15 protein-coding genes are annotated in these 16,185 nt (G+C 66.2%); 6 read left to right on the top strand and 9 right to left on the bottom strand.

The features are described 5' to 3' along the window. Positions 1-135: 135 nt before the first annotated feature. Positions 136-618, bottom strand: a complete 483-nt coding sequence (locus A5724_RS12295; protein WP_067801491.1) for a lipoprotein LpqH — start codon at positions 616-618, stop codon at positions 136-138. 118 nt (positions 619-736) lie between these two features. On the opposite strand from A5724_RS12295, the gene A5724_RS12290 reads away from it, so the two are divergent. Next, positions 737-1,897 carry a winged helix DNA-binding domain-containing protein gene (locus A5724_RS12290; RefSeq protein WP_067801488.1) on the top strand — a complete coding sequence of 387 codons (1,161 nt, stop codon included), beginning with the start codon at positions 737-739 and terminating at the stop codon, positions 1,895-1,897. Positions 1,898-2,178: 281 nt separating this feature from the next. Here A5724_RS12290 and uvrA read toward each other — a convergent pair whose 3' ends face one another. After that, positions 2,179-5,076: an excinuclease ABC subunit UvrA gene (uvrA, locus tag A5724_RS12285; RefSeq protein ID WP_067801496.1), complete on the bottom strand. Its 2,898-nt coding sequence runs from the start codon at positions 5,074-5,076 to the stop codon at positions 2,179-2,181. A gap of 125 nt (positions 5,077-5,201) precedes the next feature. On the opposite strand from uvrA, the gene A5724_RS12280 reads away from it, so the two are divergent. Next, on the top strand, positions 5,202-5,873 hold the full coding sequence (locus A5724_RS12280; protein ID WP_067801485.1) for an MBL fold metallo-hydrolase: 672 nt from the start codon (positions 5,202-5,204) through the stop codon (positions 5,871-5,873). A 10-nt stretch (positions 5,874-5,883) separates the two neighbouring features. Here the strand turns inward: A5724_RS12280 and A5724_RS12275 are convergent, their stop codons facing one another. Next, positions 5,884-7,179: a cytochrome P450 gene (locus tag A5724_RS12275; protein WP_067801480.1), complete on the bottom strand. Its 1,296-nt coding sequence runs from the start codon at positions 7,177-7,179 to the stop codon at positions 5,884-5,886. 132 nt (positions 7,180-7,311) lie between these two features. Here A5724_RS12275 and A5724_RS12270 point away from each other — a divergent pair, with 132 nt between their 5' ends. After that, positions 7,312-8,196 carry a fructose bisphosphate aldolase gene (locus A5724_RS12270; protein WP_067801477.1) on the top strand — a complete coding sequence of 295 codons (885 nt, stop codon included), beginning with the start codon at positions 7,312-7,314 and terminating at the stop codon, positions 8,194-8,196. A 9-nt stretch (positions 8,197-8,205) separates the two neighbouring features. Here the strand turns inward: A5724_RS12270 and A5724_RS12265 are convergent, their stop codons facing one another. Beyond that, the gene (locus tag A5724_RS12265; RefSeq protein ID WP_067801474.1) at positions 8,206-8,652 is read right to left on the bottom strand and encodes a universal stress protein; all 447 of its coding nucleotides are present in this window, start codon (positions 8,650-8,652) and stop codon (positions 8,206-8,208) included. Positions 8,653-9,066: 414 nt separating this feature from the next. On the opposite strand from A5724_RS12265, the gene A5724_RS12260 reads away from it, so the two are divergent. Further along, the gene (locus A5724_RS12260; RefSeq protein ID WP_067801494.1) at positions 9,067-10,527 is read left to right on the top strand and encodes a hypothetical protein; all 1,461 of its coding nucleotides are present in this window, start codon (positions 9,067-9,069) and stop codon (positions 10,525-10,527) included. Between the two features lie 16 nt (positions 10,528-10,543). Further along, positions 10,544-11,176, top strand: a complete 633-nt coding sequence (locus A5724_RS12255) for a UdgX family uracil-DNA binding protein (RefSeq protein WP_067801471.1) — start codon at positions 10,544-10,546, stop codon at positions 11,174-11,176. On the opposite strand, the gene A5724_RS12250 is transcribed toward A5724_RS12255, so the two are convergent. Further along, entirely contained in the window at positions 11,173-11,970 is a 798-nt protein-coding gene (locus A5724_RS12250) for a nitrilase-related carbon-nitrogen hydrolase (protein WP_067801466.1), read from the bottom strand. The genes A5724_RS12255 and A5724_RS12250 overlap by 4 nt on opposite strands. A 119-nt stretch (positions 11,971-12,089) precedes the next feature. Between A5724_RS12250 and A5724_RS12245 the strand changes: the two genes are divergently transcribed. After that, a complete protein-coding gene (locus tag A5724_RS12245) occupies positions 12,090-13,502 on the top strand; it encodes a cytosine permease (protein ID WP_067801464.1) in 1,413 nt (470 codons plus the stop codon). Between the two features lie 161 nt (positions 13,503-13,663). On the opposite strand, the gene A5724_RS12240 is transcribed toward A5724_RS12245, so the two are convergent. From A5724_RS12240 to A5724_RS12225, 4 genes are all read right to left on the bottom strand, one after another. Further along, positions 13,664-14,095, bottom strand: a complete 432-nt coding sequence (locus tag A5724_RS12240; RefSeq protein WP_067801461.1) for an SRPBCC family protein — start codon at positions 14,093-14,095, stop codon at positions 13,664-13,666. Positions 14,096-14,101: 6 nt separating this feature from the next. Continuing rightward, entirely contained in the window at positions 14,102-15,145 is a 1,044-nt protein-coding gene (locus A5724_RS12235) for a bifunctional 2-polyprenyl-6-hydroxyphenol methylase/3-demethylubiquinol 3-O-methyltransferase UbiG (RefSeq protein ID WP_067801458.1), read from the bottom strand. A gap of 88 nt (positions 15,146-15,233) precedes the next feature. Next, positions 15,234-15,857: a hypothetical protein gene (locus tag A5724_RS12230; RefSeq protein WP_156752248.1), complete on the bottom strand. Its 624-nt coding sequence runs from the start codon at positions 15,855-15,857 to the stop codon at positions 15,234-15,236. Positions 15,858-15,876: 19 nt separating this feature from the next. Beyond that, positions 15,877-16,185, bottom strand: a 309-nt coding sequence (locus A5724_RS12225; protein WP_197518630.1) for an MspA family porin, incomplete at its 5' end; no start/stop codon positions are given.

Here is a 16,185-nt window from a genome sequence, read left to right as displayed (position 1 = left end):
CGGCCGGCGAGGCGGCGCGGGGCCGTCCTCTCCCCCCCCGCGCCGGGGGGGGGGGGGGGGCCCCGCGCCCCGGGGGGGGGGGGGGCGGGGGGGGGGCGCCCCCCCCCCCCCCCCCCGCTTCGGGGGTGGGACCGATCAGCTGCACGTCACCTTCACGGTGAACGGCTTGGTGATCATCCCTGCCATCGGGTTCTTGACGTCTGCGCCCGTGGCCTCACCGGTGATGGTGTAGGTGCTGCCGTCGACCTTGACGTCGGCCTTGCCGACCTGCGCGCCCATGGTGCTGGTGACGGCCAACGCGTTTCCGTCGACCGACATGCCCAGCGAGTCGACGGTCGGGGGGTTCGCGTCGGTCATCACGACCGCGAGACCCGCCTGCCCGTTGATCGCACCGCTGGCGACGTTGATCTTGCCGCCCTGCTTGACGCAGGTGACCGACTTGAGATCCAGACCGGAGAGGTCCTTGCCGTCGACCTTGACCTCGGTGCTGCCACCGGTGCTGACCTGGCCGCCGCCCGCGGCCGTGACTGCCGCCGGGCCGCTCTCGTTGTCGGAACAACCGACCATCACGGCGGTGGCGGCGGCCAGCCCGACCACACCCACGACAATTCGATTCATCGAATCTTCCCTTCTCCATACGTCGCCCCGATGGCGTCCGTTGTGGGGTCAGTCAAATTCGCGGCAACGGCTACCGATCCCAAACTTTGTCGGCCTACGCAGGTACGGTTCTTCGGCGATGCGGTCATTCACTGTTGAGGAGCGGCGGGCACGCCTTGGGCGGCGGCAATTCCTCGCCCAGCCCGCGGACTCCATCGACCATGCGGTGGCAGACTTGGTCGGCCTGCACGCCACGGACCCGGCCACGCCGTACCTGTCGCTGTGGGCGCGGCTCAACGGATTCACCGTCGGCGACCTGGACACCGAACTCTACGAACACCGCACGCTGCTCAAGCACCTCGCGATGCGGCGCACCCTGTGGACGGTGCGAGCCGCAGACCTGCCGCTGATCCAGTCCGCGGCCAGCGACCGGGTCGCCGACAACGAGCGCAGGCGCCTGGTCGCCGACGCGCAGAAGGCGGGGATCGCCAAGGACGGCGCCGCGTGGCTGAACACCGCCTGCGCGGCGGTGCTGCGGCACCTCGGCGACCACGGTGCGGCCACCGCGAAGGAACTGCGCGAGGCGCTGCCCGAGCTGGCAGGTCGCTACGACTATGCGCCTGGCAAGCGGTGGGGCGGCGAAACACCTTTGGCGCCAAGGGTTTTGACGGTGCTCTCGGTACGGGGCGACATCGTGCGGGGGCCCAATGACGGCGCATGGACGGTGTCCCGGCCGCAGTGGACGCCGACGGCCGCGTGGTTGCCGTCGGGCGCGGCAGCCGAGGCGCCGGAGTCGGCGCGCGCCGAATTGGTGCGAAGGTGGCTGCGCGCGTTCGGGCCCGCCATCGAGACCGACATCAAGTGGTGGTTCGGCAACACGCTGACGTGGGCGCGGCACGCGCTGCGGGACATCGACGCCGTCGAGGTCGACCTCGACGGCACAGCCGGCTATGCGCTGCCCGACGATCTCGACACCGAACCCGACGTCGAACCGTGGTGTGCGCTGCTGCCGGGTCTCGACGTCACGACGATGGGCTGGTACGGCAGGGAGTGGTATCTCGGCGGGCACCGCGGCCAGGTGTTCGACACCAACGGCAACGGCGGTCCGACGGCGTGGTGGAACGGGCGGATCGTCGGCGGGTGGGGTCAGGACGACGCCGGCCGGGTGGAACTGCGACTACTGGAGAGTGTCAGCCGCGATGCGAAGCGGGCGCTGACCAAGCGGGCCGAGGAGTTGACGGCGTGGCTGGACGGGGTGCGGGTGAGCCCGCGCTTCCCGTCGCCGCTGTCTCGCGGCTAGTTGCCTGTGCATTGGCTCTGCGTCTACGGCGCGGAAATGCGCGAGAGCCGACATCCGTGAGCGTAAAGTCAACGACTCCTCGCCCCGAAAGAGCTCACTTGTCTTTGTCGCGGAGCTGGGCCCACAGCTCACAGCGGCGCTGGGCCCACTCGACGACAACGCCGGTGACCACCGCGGCCACCGATGTCGCAATGAAGAACGTCATAGCCATCAAGCATCGCGTCGGCGACGTTCAGCGTCTGCACAGCTAGCGCTCCATTTGCGCTACCTGCTAGCGGTAACTAGGCGCTGACCTTGCGGCCGCGTTTCGTGGGCTTGGGCCGCGGCACGTCGAGTACCTCGGCGAGAAAATGCCCGGTGTAGCTGTCGGGGTTGACGGCCACTTCCTCCGGCGTACCCGCCGCGACCACCGTGCCGCCGCCTGCACCGCCTTCGGGACCCATGTCGATGATCCAGTCCGACGTCTTGATCACGTCGAGGTTGTGCTCGATGACGATCACCGAATTGCCTTTGTCGACAAGGCCGTTGATCACACCGAGCAACTTGCGGATGTCCTCGAAATGCAGGCCCGTGGTCGGCTCGTCGAGGATGTACACCGTGCGTCCGGTCGACCGCTTCTGCAGCTCGGACGCCAGCTTCACGCGCTGCGCCTCACCGCCGGACAGCGTCGGCGCCGGCTGCCCGAGCCGCACATATCCAAGGCCGACGTCGACCAGCGTCTGCAGGTACCGGTGGATCGAACTGATCGGCGCGAAGAACTCCGCCGCGTCCTCGATCGACATGTCGAGCACCTCGGCGATGGTCTTGCCCTTGTAGTGCACCTCGAGCGTTTCCCTGTTGTACCGGGCGCCCTGGCACACCTCGCACGGCACGTACACATCCGGCAGGAAGTTCATCTCGATCTTGATGGTGCCGTCACCCGAACACGCTTCACAGCGGCCACCTTTGACGTTGAACGAGAAGCGGCCCGGTTGATAACCCCGCACCTTCGCCTCGGTGGTCGCAGCGAACAGTGTGCGGATCTTGTCGAACACCCCGGTGTAGGTGGCCGGATTCGACCGTGGGGTGCGGCCGATGGGCGACTGGTCCACCCGAACCAGCTTGTCGAGCTTGTCCAACCCGGTAACGCGGGTGTGCCTGCCCGGCACCTGCCGCGCGCCGTTGAGCTTGTTCGCCAACACCGAGGCCAGGATGTCGTTGACCAACGTCGACTTGCCGGACCCCGAGACGCCCGTCACCGAGGTCAGCACACCGAGCGGGAACGCCACGTCGATATCACGCAGGTTGTGCTCGCGCGCGCCCCCCACCGTGAGTTGACGCTTGCGGTCGGTCGGCCGCCGGATGGCGGGCACCGCGATCTGCTCCTTGCCCGAAAGATACGCTCCGGTAAGCGAATCCGGGTTGCGCAACAGCTCGTCGTACGGACCGCTGTGCACGATGCGCCCGCCGTGCTCACCGGCGAACGGGCCGATGTCCACCACCCAGTCGGCGTGCGCGATGGTGTCCAGGTCGTGTTCGACGACGATCAGCGTGTTGCCCAAATCCCTCAGCCGGATCAACGTTTCGATCAGCCGGCGGTTGTCGCGCTGGTGCAGGCCGATGGACGGCTCGTCGAGCACGTACAGCACGCCGACCAGTCCCGAGCCGATCTGGGTGGCCAGCCGAATGCGTTGCGCCTCACCGCCGGAGAGCGTGGCCGCCGCCCGCGACAACGACAGATAGTCAAGCCCGACATCCAACAGGAAGCCCAGCCGCGACTGGATCTCTTTGAGCACCTGCCCAGCGATCGCCTGCTCGCGTGGCCCCAGTGTCAGCGCATTGAGGAACCGCGAACAATCGGCGATCGACAGTTCCGCGACCTCGGCGATGGACTTGTGCTCACTGTCCGCCGCCAGCGTCACCGCCAGAATCTCCGGCTTCAGCCTGGTGCCCGCGCACTCCGGGCACGGAACGTCGCGCATGAAGCCCTCGTAGCGTTCCTTCATCTGCTCGGAGTCAGTCTGCTCCATCTTGCGTTGCAGAAACGCCATCACGCCTTCGAAATCGGCGTAGTAGGAACGGGTTCGGCCGTACCGGTTGCGATACCGCACGTGCACCTGCTCGTCGCAGCCCTCGAGAATCGCCCTGCGAGCCTTGGCGGGCAGCTTCTTCCACGGGGTATCGACGTCGAAACCGAGTTGGTCGCCGAGGCCCGCCAGCATCCGGGTGAAGTACTCGGCGGTCTGCCCCATCGACCACGGCGCGATGGCACCCTCGGCGAGCGTCAGGTCCGGGTCCGGCACGACGAGGTCCGGGTCGACCTCCTTCTTGATACCGAGTCCAGTGCACTCGGGGCACGCGCCGTACGGCGAATTGAACGAGAACGACCGTGGCTCCAGGTCGTCGACGGCCAACGGGTGGCCGTTCGGACAGGCCAGTTTCTCGGAGAAGCGCTGTTCGCGATGCGGGTGGTCGTCCTCGCGGTCGACGAACTCGAGCACCACGATGCCGTCGGCCAGGTTCAGCGCCGTCTCCACCGAGTCGGTCAACCGCTGCTTGGCACTGGCCTTGACGGTCAGGCGGTCGACGACCACCTCGATATCGTGTTTCTCCTGCTTCTTCAGCTTCGGCGGGTCGGTCAGCGAATGCACCACCCCGTCGACCCGCACACGGCTGTACCCCTGCGAATTGAGCTTGTCGAACAGGTCGACGAACTCGCCCTTGCGGGTGCGCACCACCGGTGCCAGCACCTGAAACCGCAGCCCCTCGTCCATGGCGAGCACTTGATCGACGATCTGCTGCGGGGTCTGGCGGGCGATCCGCTCACCGCACACCGGGCAGTGCGGCGTGCCGGCCCGCGCATAGAGCAGCCGGAGGTAGTCGTACACCTCGGTGATGGTGCCGACGGTCGAGCGCGGGTTGCGGTTGGTGGACTTCTGGTCGATGGACACCGCGGGCGAGAGACCCTCGATGAAGTCGACGTCGGGTTTGTCCATCTGGCCGAGGAACTGCCGCGCGTACGCGGACAGCGACTCGACGTACCGGCGCTGCCCTTCGGCGAAGATCGTGTCGAACGCCAACGACGACTTACCGGAACCGGACAATCCGGTGAAAACGATCAGTGCGTCGCGTGGTAATTCAAGATCAATGCTCCGCAGATTGTGCTCACGCGCACCCTTGATGATCAGGCGGTCTGCCAACTGCCCTCCCCGCTCTTCGCGCAAGCGCTCATCGCCGTCCTTCCCGCAGACAGAAGTCATGCCCATGCTATGTCCCACCACCGACAAGTTCGCGGGCGCTGTCCGCCGCTTGTAGCGTGAGCAGCATGACAACCGTCGATGACAACTACACCGGCCACGTCGAACCCCGAACCGCGGCGCGGCGCACGCTGCCCGGCGCGTCGATCGTGAAGGTCTCCGTGGGCCCGATGGACAACAACGCTTACCTGGTCACGTGTTCCCAGACCGGCGAGACGCTACTCATCGACGCCGCCAACGACGCCGAGATCCTGCTCGAGCTGATCGAGCGGTACGCGCCCAAGCTGTCCCTGATCGTCACCAGCCACCAGCATCAGGATCATTGGCTTGCGCTCGAGCAGGTCGCCACGGCCACCGGGGTGCCGACCGCCGCACACCAGCTCGACTCCGGACCGTTGCCGGTCAAGCCGCAGCGCACGCTGGCCCACGGCGACACCGTCGAAATCGGCAAGCTGTCCTTCGACGTCATCCACCTGCAGGGTCACACCCCTGGTTCGGTGGCGCTGGCCCTGGATGGTGCCGACGAGGCCACCCATCTGTTCACCGGCGACTGCCTCTTCCCCGGCGGTGTCGGCAAGACGGGGAAGAAAGACGACTTCGAGACGCTGATCGGCGGCGTCACCAGCCGGGTGTTCGACGTCTACGGCGATTCGACTGTCGTCTACCCAGGCCACGGCGACGACACCACCCTCGGCGCGGAACGCCCGCATCTCGACGAGTGGAAGCAGCGCGGCTGGTAGCCGTCCAGGCTCACCACGCGACGGGGAGCCGCTTGATGCCGTGGATGAACGCCGAGTGCAGGATCGCCGGCTCCTCCACCGCGACGATGTCGGGAATCTGACGGTGCAGTTCTTCGAACAGCACCCGGATCTCCCGACGGGCGAGGTTCGCGCCGAGGCAGAAGTGTGCGCCGCCGCCGCCATAGCCGACGTGCGGGTTGGGATCCCGGGTCACGTCGAAGAGCCACGGGTTGTCGAACTTGGCTTCGTCGCGGTTGCCCGAGTTGTACCAGAGCGAGACCTTGTCCCCCGCCTTCATCTCTATGCCGTGCATCTCAATGTCCTGAGTTAGGTTGCGCCGCATGAAGATAACCGGCGTCGCCCACCGCACGCTCTCCTCGACGGCGGTGGGCGCGACGGCGTCGAAGTCGGCCCACCACTTTTCGCGTTCCTCGGGATAGCGGGTCAGCGCCACCATGCCGTGGCTGATCGCGTTGCGGGTGGTTTCGTTTCCCGCCGCCGACAACAGGATGAAGAAGGACGCGATCTCACTGGACGTCAGCCGCTCCCCGTCGACCTCGGCCTGCACCAAGCTCGTGGTGAGGTCGTCGTGCGGATCCGCTCGTCGTTGCTCGGCGAGTCGCATGGAGTAGTCGGCCATTTCGACCACCGTCGTCACCACCTCGGCGAATTCGCCGGACACCTCGTCGTCGCCAACGCCCAATATCACTGTGGTCCAGTGGAAGACCTTCTCCTCGTCTTCCTCCGGGATGCCCATCATGTCGCAGATCACCTGCAGCGGTAGCGGGCTGGACGCCTCGGCGACGAAGTCGGCTTCGCGGTTCGGATGGTTGGCCACCATGTCGGTGACGATTGCCCGCGCCCGGTCCCGCACGCTCTGCTCGATGCGGGCCACCACCTTCGGCGTGAAGGCCCGGTTGACGATCTTGCGCAGCCGCAGGTGCCGGGGGTCGTCCAGGTTGATCATCGACCCGGCGAACTCCGCGGTCTCGGGCGGCACGTCGTTGAGTGACGTGCTCGTCGGTATCGAACTGAAGATCTCCGGGTGACGACTGGCGTGGTGAATGTCGTCGAACCGGGTCAGAGCCCAATGGCCGGCGCCCGACGGGAACCCCGCGACCTCCGTCACCTCGAAGAACGCAATCGGCGACTCGCGTCGTAACGTGGCGAACGCGCCATCGCGGAGGTCGTCGTCGCGGGCCCAGAACTCGAGCGATGCCAGGTCGATATCGGCGAGTGGGACCTCAGGAGGCGGGACGCCGTTCTCGCGACGTGCGATTCCGACCCGGTGCAATGTCGACGTCATAATTGGCCCTCCCGCCACTTGGAGTGTCCCACCGCAGACCCGGAATGAGGAGAATTTGAGTGAGCCAGCTGACGGTCGACTGTGCGGGCAACGCTAGATTGCCTGTGAGCCGACGAGGACGAAAGGGCAGACATGAACACCGCACAGTTTGAGAAGGCCAAGAACGGCGCCGGATTCATCGCCGCACTGGACCAGAGCGGCGGCAGCACGCCCAAGGCGTTGAAGCTCTACGGCATCGGTGAGGACGCCTACTCCGGCGACGAGCAAATGTTCGACCTGGTGCACGAGATGCGGACCCGCATCATCACCAGCCCCGTTTTCGACGGAGACCGCATCATGGGCGCGATCCTGTTCGAGATGACGATGGACCGCACCATCGACGGCAGGCCGTCCGCGGATTACCTGTGGAACGTGAAGAACATTGTGCCGTTTCTGAAGATCGACAAGGGCCTGGCCGAGGAGAAGGACGGCGCCCAGGTGATGAAGCCGATGCCTGGCCTCGACGCGCTGCTGGATCGCGCCGTCGAGAACGGCGTGTTCGGCACCAAGGAGCGCTCGGTCATCAAGTTGCCCGGCACAGGCCTCGATGCGGTCGTCGAGCAGCAGTTCGAGGTGGCCCAGCAGGTGTTGGCCAAGGGCCTGGTGCCGATCATCGAGCCCGAGGTCGACATCCACAGCCCGCGCAAGGCCGAGGCCGAGGATCAGCTGAAGGGCGGTCTCCTGGACGGCGTCAACAAGCTCGGCGACGATCAGGCCGTCATGCTCAAGCTGACCCTGCCCGACACCGACAACCTGTATGCCGAACTGGTCGCGCATCCCAAGGTGGTTCGGGTGGTGGCTCTGTCCGGGGGTTACAGCCGCGACGAGGCATGCGAGAAGCTCGCGCGCAACAACGGTGTGATCGCCAGCTTCTCGCGCGCGCTGACCGAAGGGCTCACCGCGCAGCAGAGCGATCAGGAGTTCAACTCGACGCTGGATTCAGCGATCGCCGAGATCGCGAAGGCGTCGAGTACGTAACAGCCCCTATCAGGGGGTGGTGTGGACGATGAGCACGTCAGTCTTCGACCGGCGTGCCACGTTGGCAGGCACCGAACCGAGCAACCGCCCGGCAATGGTGCTCAGGCCGACGTTGCCCACCACGAGCAAATCGGCGTTGACTTCCGCCGCCAGGTCGACCAGCGCGTCCACGGGGGCCCCGACGACCGCCTTCTCTTCGACGTTCTTCGCGCCTGCCGCCGCCGCGCGGTCCCTGGCCTCACGCAGGATGGCGTAGATCGGCGCGTTGCCGGCCATCTTGTAGCCCTCGTCCTTGAGTACGTCGGCCGCGCGCTGATCCTCACTCTGGGGGAAGTAGGCGGTCGCGACGATCACCGTCGCATCCGACCCGGCGGCGATCTGGCCGGCCTTGTCCACCGCGCGCAACGACGAATCTGATCCGTCCGTGCCGACGACGATGGTGGTGTAGCCGCTCATCCAAATCCTCCCAGTGTCAGTTACAACGCCACCCGAGACAGTAACCCTTTGCCCGTTGACCAGGGGCGCGATTCACGACACCTGATGGTAACCGTGGGTTAGGTCGCAAGCGCACCATAAGTGATGGATGCGACGCGGTTGCTGACTCGAACGACCGTGTCGCAACGGCATTGCCGACGTGATGCAGATCAAACATCTGAACGCACCACGGCCACAACGGAAGTCGGCGACTGGTCCTACGACACCGTCAAAATCTGAGGTGATAGCGGTCTTTCGCGAGCGCGCAGCGTAATCACGGGTTACGGTTTTGCCGTCACCGAGAGGGGTACGGGGGGCGTGGAGATCTCAATCACATCATCGCGCCTTGCGCGCAAACAGCCGCGAGTCGAGGCCGGGGTCGGACGGTGTGACCCGGTGCTCGTCGCCGTGTTCGCTGTTGCGGTATGCGCGGCGGGCGCAGCCAGACCGTCGCTGTGGTTCGACGAGGCCGCCACGATCTCGGCCTCCACCCGACCGGTGCCCGAACTGTGGGGCCTGCTGCAAAACATCGACGCGGTGCACGGGCTGTACTACTTCCTGATGCACGGCTGGTTCACCCTGTTCCCGGCGACCGAGTTCTGGACACGACTGTCGAGTTCCCTTGCGGTCGGCCTCGCGGCGGCGGGCGTTGTCGTTGTGGGAAAACAGTTTTCGACTCGCGCGGTCGCGGTGTGCGCCGGTGTGACGTTCGCCATCCTGCCCCGCATCACATGGGCGGGCATCGAAGCCCGGTCGTACGCGCTGACCGCCGCGGCGGCGGTGTGGCTGACGGTGTTCGTGGTCTTCATCGCACGGAGGAACACCGCGACGCTGTGGCCGCTGTACGCAATGGCCGTCGCGGTCTCGACCGTTCTCAACGTGTTCATGGTGCTGATGGTTCTGGTGCACGCGATGGTGGTGCCGATCGTCGCGGGGAACAGGGCGACGGTCGTGCGGTGGGCGGCCGCGGCGACGGTGGGGGTGCTGGCCGTCGCGCCGTTCCTGTTGTTCTGCCGCACCCAGATCGCGCAGGTCGGATGGATCTCCCCGATCGGGGCCGGAACCTTGGCCGAAATCGTGCAGGAGCAGTACTTCGACCACAGCGTCGGTTTCGCGGTGCTGGCTGGCATGGTGCTGGCGGGCGGGCTCGTCGTGCGGCGTCGGTGGGCACCGGGTGACCGACACCTCGCGGGCATCGCGATCGCGTGGATCGTGCTGCCGACCATGGTGGTGGTGCTGTATTCGGTGGTGGCCCAACCCGTCTACTACCCGCGGTATCTCTGCTGCACCACGCCGGCGATGGCGCTGCTGTTGTCGGTCTGCGTAGTGAGCCTGTTTCGCACCCGCGAGCGCGCCGCGGCGGTGTTGGCGACGTTCGCGCTGGCGGCCACCCCGAATTATCTGTTGGCGCAACGCGGGCCGTACGCAAAGGAAGGCATGGACTTCAGTCAAGTCGCTGATGTCGTGACCGCGCACGCCTCCCCAGGCGACTGCCTCATCCTCGACAACACCACATCATGGAAGCCGGGTCCGATCAGGCCGTTGACCGCTGCGCGACCCGCCGCCTACCAGAAGCTCGTCGACCCGGGACGCGGCACGCGGGCGCCCGAACGCAACCGATTGTGGGACGCGCACCTCGGCATCTGGGCTGTCGCCGATCAAGTGAGGCGCTGCACGGTGCTGTGGACGGTGTCCGAACGCGACGGCGCCGTGCCCGACCGAGAGAGCGGTCCCGGCCTGGATCCCGGCCCCCGACTGAAGCGGGCACCGGCGTATCAGGTGCCGGAGCGGATGGGTTTCCACATCGTCGAACGGTGGCAGTTCAACTTCGCTCAGGTGGTGAAGTCGACCCGTTGAGGGGTAACCGTCCGGTGTGACCGCCGCCGACTTCGTCCCCGACAGCCGCGACCTCGCCATCCTGGCCGAGGCTTCGCATGGTTGCAAGGGCTGCGACCTCTTCCTCAACGCCACCCAGACGGTGTTCGGCGCGGGTGCGCGGGATGCGGAGATGATGCTCGTCGGTGAGCAACCGGGCGATCAGGAGGACAAGGCGGGCGCCCCGTTCGTGGGGCCAGCGGGCAGGCTGCTGGACAAGGCGCTCGCCGCGGCGGGCGTCGACAGGGACCGGTTGTACGTCACCAACGCGGTCAAACACTTCAAGTTCGCCCAGGCCGAGCGCGGTAAGCGCCGGATTCACAAGACCCCGAGCCGCACCGAGGTGGTGGCGTGCCGGCCCTGGCTGTTCGCGGAGATGATGTCGGTCGAACCGGACGTGGTGGTGCTGCTCGGCGCGACGGCAGCGAAATCGTTGATGGGCAACGACTTTCGATTGACTCAGCACCGAGGCGAAGCGTTGCACCTCCCCGAGACCGAGGATCTCGATCCGCGGGTGGCCGTGACGGTGCATCCGTCCTCTGTGCTGCGCGGTCCGCCTGAGGACAGGGAGAAGGCGTTCGAGGGGCTGGTGTCGGACCTGCGGTTCGCGGCCGGGTTGCTGCGCGGCTAGTACAGGTCGACGCGACGGTCGTCGAACAGGTGAACGTGTTCGGTCAACGTCTTGTCGTGTGTGGCGGTCAGGTCGACATCGGCGACGGCCATCGCCGCGCCAGGGCCCGCCGAGGCGACGACCCACCCGTCCGGGTCGATGATCGCGGTGCCCTCGGTCCACGGCTGGCCGCGCTCGACGCCCGTGCGGTCACAACACGCGACGGCGATCTTGTTGGTTCTGGCCGTCGACATGGCGGTGATCACCTCGCCGGGACGCTCCCCCTCTGGCCGCGGGAACAGCGGCCAGTTCACCGGGGCGGCGATCAGTTCCGCACCGTCGAGTGCCACCCGTCGGGTCAACTCGCCGAACTCGATGTCATAGCAGACCATGACCGCGATCGCGCCGTGCCGGGTCTTGGTGACCGGCGGCAGCACGCCACCCGGAGTGAAGATGAGCTTCTCGCGGTCCCACAGGTGCGTTTTGCGATACGTGGCGACCACCCCGCCTGCGTCGACCATGACCGCAGTGTTGTACAGCCGGTCGTCGTCGCCGAGTTCGCAGACGCCCGCGATGACGATCGAGTCGCCTGCGACCGCAGACCAGTTGGCGAACATCGGGTGGGTGGGTGTCACCGCGACCGCCCGCGCCTCTTCCGCATCGGCGAACATGTATCCGGACGTGGCAAGCTCGGGAAGCACCACGATGTCGGCGTCTGCGGACACCGCCTCACGAATCTGCTCCTCGATCAACTCCGTGTTGGCGGCCAACTCGCCGATCTTCGGGTCGATCTGGCAGCACGCGATCCTGACCATGGTGGGAGGTTACGTCAAGACGGCCCGTCGCGAGCATTGGACAGATTGTCCACGACATCGTCACCGGTTGGACATCTCCGCCATGGCGCAGCAGCGCGGTGCGGCGCAAGGTATGACGCGTGGAATCTCCCGCCGCCAGCAGGATCGAAACGCGGTCCATCGACTACGTTCCCGACGACGAACGTCACGGCAAGGTCAGCCACCAGGGCCCGTTCTGGTTCGTCGGGAACTTCCAGCCCTTCACGCTGGCGCTCGGGTTCGTCGGCCCGAGCCTCGGACTGTCACTGTGGTGGAGCATTGTCGCGGGCATCGCAGGCGTCGCGTTCGGCACCCTCTTCATGGCCTTTCACGCCACCCAGGGACCGGTGCTCGGGCTTCCGCAGATGATCCAGTCCCGCGCGCAGTTCGGGTTTCGCGGTGTGCTGCTTCCGCTGATCGGCACGTTGTTCACGTTCGTCGGCTTCAACGTAGTCGACGTCGTGATCATCAAATCGGGTCTGCAGTCGATCTTCGGCTGGAACCCGGTCGTAGTGGCTGCGGCCATCACGGTGATCGCGGCACTGCTCGCCATCTTCGGACACGATCTGCTGCACAAGTCGTTCCGAATCCTGTTCTGGATTTCGTTGCCGCTGTGGGTCATTCTGACCGTCCGCGTGTTGTTCGGTGGCGTCGAAGGTGGGCCGCCGACCGCGACGGCGTTTTCCTGGGTCGGCTTCCTGGCGCAGTTCGGTGTCGCGGCCTCGTACAACATCACCTATGCGCCGTACGTCTCCGACTACAGCCGCTACCTGCCCCGCGACACCAAACCGGCCTCGATCATCGCCTCGGTGTTCATCGGGGCTGCCGGTTCGCCCGCCTGGTTGATCCCGATCGGGGCGTGGATGGCGACGTATCTCGGCGCCAGTGACGCGTTGGCGGGCATCAACGAGACCGGTAATGCGGCGGCGTGGCATCTCGGAGGCGTGCTCGCGATCGTGTCCACGCTGGTGCTGGTGGCCACCATGGGCCTGAATGCCTACAGCGGAATGCTCACGGTGGTAACGGCTTTGGACTCGCTGCGGCCAGTTCGGCCCACCCGACGTCTGCGCGTGGTGACGATCGTCGTGCTGGCTGTCGCATGGTTCGTGATGAGCTTGCTGCTGACCAACGCGACGACGGCGCTCAACACCACGCTGCTGATCATGCTCTACCTGCTGGTGCCGTGGACCGCGGTGAACCTCACCGACTACTTCTTCGTGCGGCGCGGTCACTACGCGATCGCAGACCTGTTCACCCCCGACGGGATCTACGGGGCATGGTCGTGGCGGGGTATCACCGCGTTTCTGGTTGGCATCCTCGCAGAGATCCCGTTCGTGGTGCTGCCGTTCTTCACCGGCCCGGTCGCGGCGGCGATGGGCGATGTCGACATCGCGTTCGCCGTCGGACTGCTGGTCTCCGGTGTCGTCTACGTGCTGCTCACCCGGTCTCTGGACGTCACGCACGAGTTGGCGCTGATCGAGGCGGACCCCGAACACGCGGACCCGGTCAGCTAGCAGCCCCACGCGGCAGGCGGTATCCCTGCGATACAGCAGGCGACACCCAATACCAGCCGTGCGGTGCGGGGGCGCCCGATCGCCGTTCCACCGGCCGTTTCAGTCATCGTCGTCGAACTCGGCGCCGTGAAGAAGTCGAGACGCAAACCCCGCGAACATCGTCAGCCGTACAGTTCCTCGAAGCGCTGGATCGACCGCTCGATATCGCCCTTCACAGCTCGCGCCGCCGCCGCGCCGATCGGCCCGAACAGCGGCCTGCCACCGAGATCGAGTTCGAACGTGAACGACGACCCCGAGGCCGTCGGCGCGACCGTCATCCGCAACCCGTACTTCGTGCCGCCGACGCCCTCGCCGGTCATCTCGAGTAGCCGCGGCGGATCGACGTCCCGCACCGTCCATGTGACGCGGTTGCGCAAACCTTTCGCCCCCGCGACGCCGACCAGCGTCACGCCGTTGACGAGTTCGGCCGGTAGCTCGCCGCGCCACCCCTGGTGCATGACCAACCAGTCACCGAGCTCGGCCAGATTGGAGGCATGCGCCCAGGCATCCTCTGGCGGCAGGGAAAGGTCGCGGGACAACTCGAGTTTCGCCACGTGCGTCTACCAGTCCGGCTTTCGATAGACCAGCCAGCGCATCTCGATCGGGCTCTGCTCACGCGGCACGTCGAATACGTCGCGTCCGCTGACCCAATCCGCGTACCAACTGGTCGGCGGCCAGCCACCCTCCGGAAGATTCGCCATCTCGTACTCGTAGACGGAGTCGTCGGACACCAGGCGCAGCGCTAGACCGGACGCCGCCGAGGACAACTCTTGCACGGTGAAAATCGTTGTGTAGCACTGCTGTCCGAGTTCGCGGGCACCGTCGTCAGGCGTATATCCGGGCTTGGCGAGGAAGATGTTGAACACCAGATGCCCGCCCGCGACCAGGCACTGGGTGGCCAATTCGAACACCGCGCGCAACTGCTGTGCCGACCGGAAGTCGGATACCACCTCGGAGAGCAGTATCAGGTGGTAGTCGCGGCGCAGGTCGTCCTCGGTAGAGAAGATGTCGCGTTCGATCACCCGCACGTCGAGCGATTCCTTCGCGGCCTCGGCCCGGATGATCTCGGCGAACTTCGGGGTCATCTCCACCACATCGACCGGATGGCCGCGTCGGGCGAGGGCCAGCGTGTTGCGGCCGGTGCCCCCACCGATGTCGAGGACCCGGTGCGTCGACGGATCGGGTGCCTGGCCGGCCAGCGCCCACACCCGCGCATCCGGTTCGGTCCCGAACAGTGGTGGTTTGCGCGTGCTGATCCAGTTCTCGTAGGCACCCTCGACCGTCCACCATTCGGCCCTGACGTGATAGTTGAGCACGGTCCCGACGGGTGCGTCGTAGGTGATCACGATGTTGGATCGCGGCGATTTCGCGTATGCCTCCGCCAGTTGGCCCTCGAGGACTTCCCGGACGTGAGCCATCTGCTCGGCGGTGAACGGGCGGCCCAGCGTCGCGAACAGTGTCTCGCACAGCGATACGTACTGGTCGATCATGCCGGGAACGGCGGGCAGAGTGATCTTTCCATCGACGACCGACCGTCGGTGCAGTCGCCGGGTGATCGCGTCGCGAATGGCGGGGTTGACCGAGCGAACTTGTGGATTGTCCATCTCCGCAAACGTTAGGTAAGCCGCGCCGGCTGCGCGCGACTTTCGGTATCTAGTCGGTCATCGGGACGCCGAGGGCATCGCCGCCCCGCTATGGGTTGGGCTGCGGCGGCGGAAACACGGGAAGGCCGACGGGCCCTGGGGTAGCCGGCGGTTGGCCGTTCGGATCCTCGAGTCCAGCGGTCCCGCCCATCGTGGCGACCTCTACCCCGGCGCTCTCGAGTGCGGTTCCCGTATTAGCGGTGATGCCGAATGGCGACAGCTCACCGGCGGACGAGGCGGGCGGGCGGTGTCCGTACGGGTCTACCTCGGTGGCCGGTTCGCCCATGCTGCCGATTATCACCCCCGGCCCGAAACCCTGCGTTTGAAAGCCCGGGGGTCCGGCATACGGCCCGATTCGCGGCGACACCACTCCGAGCCGTGATCCCGGCATACCGACGACGACCTGCCCCGAGTTCGCGTTGGTGGCAACGAAGACTCCTCGGGCGTCGGTCTGCGCCGGCGGGGTGTACGGAGCGAACTCCTGCGAAAAATCCTGCATGAAGAGCGGTTTCCCGGGATTGCCCGGTACGAACAGCTGCGGTACCGGGTAGCCGGGGATTGGCGGCGGTGGCGGCGGCTCTGCCTCCGCGGTGGCCGAAGTGAGTAGGGCGGCGGCGCACACACAGATGGCTGATGCAATGGCGTTGCGGCGGAATCGGATTCGTAAACCCACGGACTCTGTCCCCCTGTTCTCAAATCTTCATGGGATCGCCGTAAACGGCTAACCCGGTATGCGTCAGTGCTGTCGCGACACGTAGATAGGCATAGGACCGCAAAGTGACGTCGCCTCCACAAGCGTCGGCTTTGATATGGATGTTGTCGAGGTCCAGCATCGCGCGGCCATCAGGCGACAGGGCCATATTCGACATCGGCACTTCCACGATGACGCCGGGCTGTATCGTCGTCTGAACGAAGCCCGCTCCGCCTCCTGCAGCTCCTAAGTTGTCTGAAGCGCCGACGGGGTTGATCACTTCACCGCCGACACCGGCATTGCCCCCGCC

This window comes from Mycobacterium sp. ACS1612 (assembly GCF_001667505.1).
In the GTDB taxonomy this organism is placed as follows: Bacteria; Actinomycetota; Actinomycetes; order Mycobacteriales; family Mycobacteriaceae; genus Mycobacterium.
This window is presented reverse-complemented; position numbering and strand designations above follow the sequence as displayed.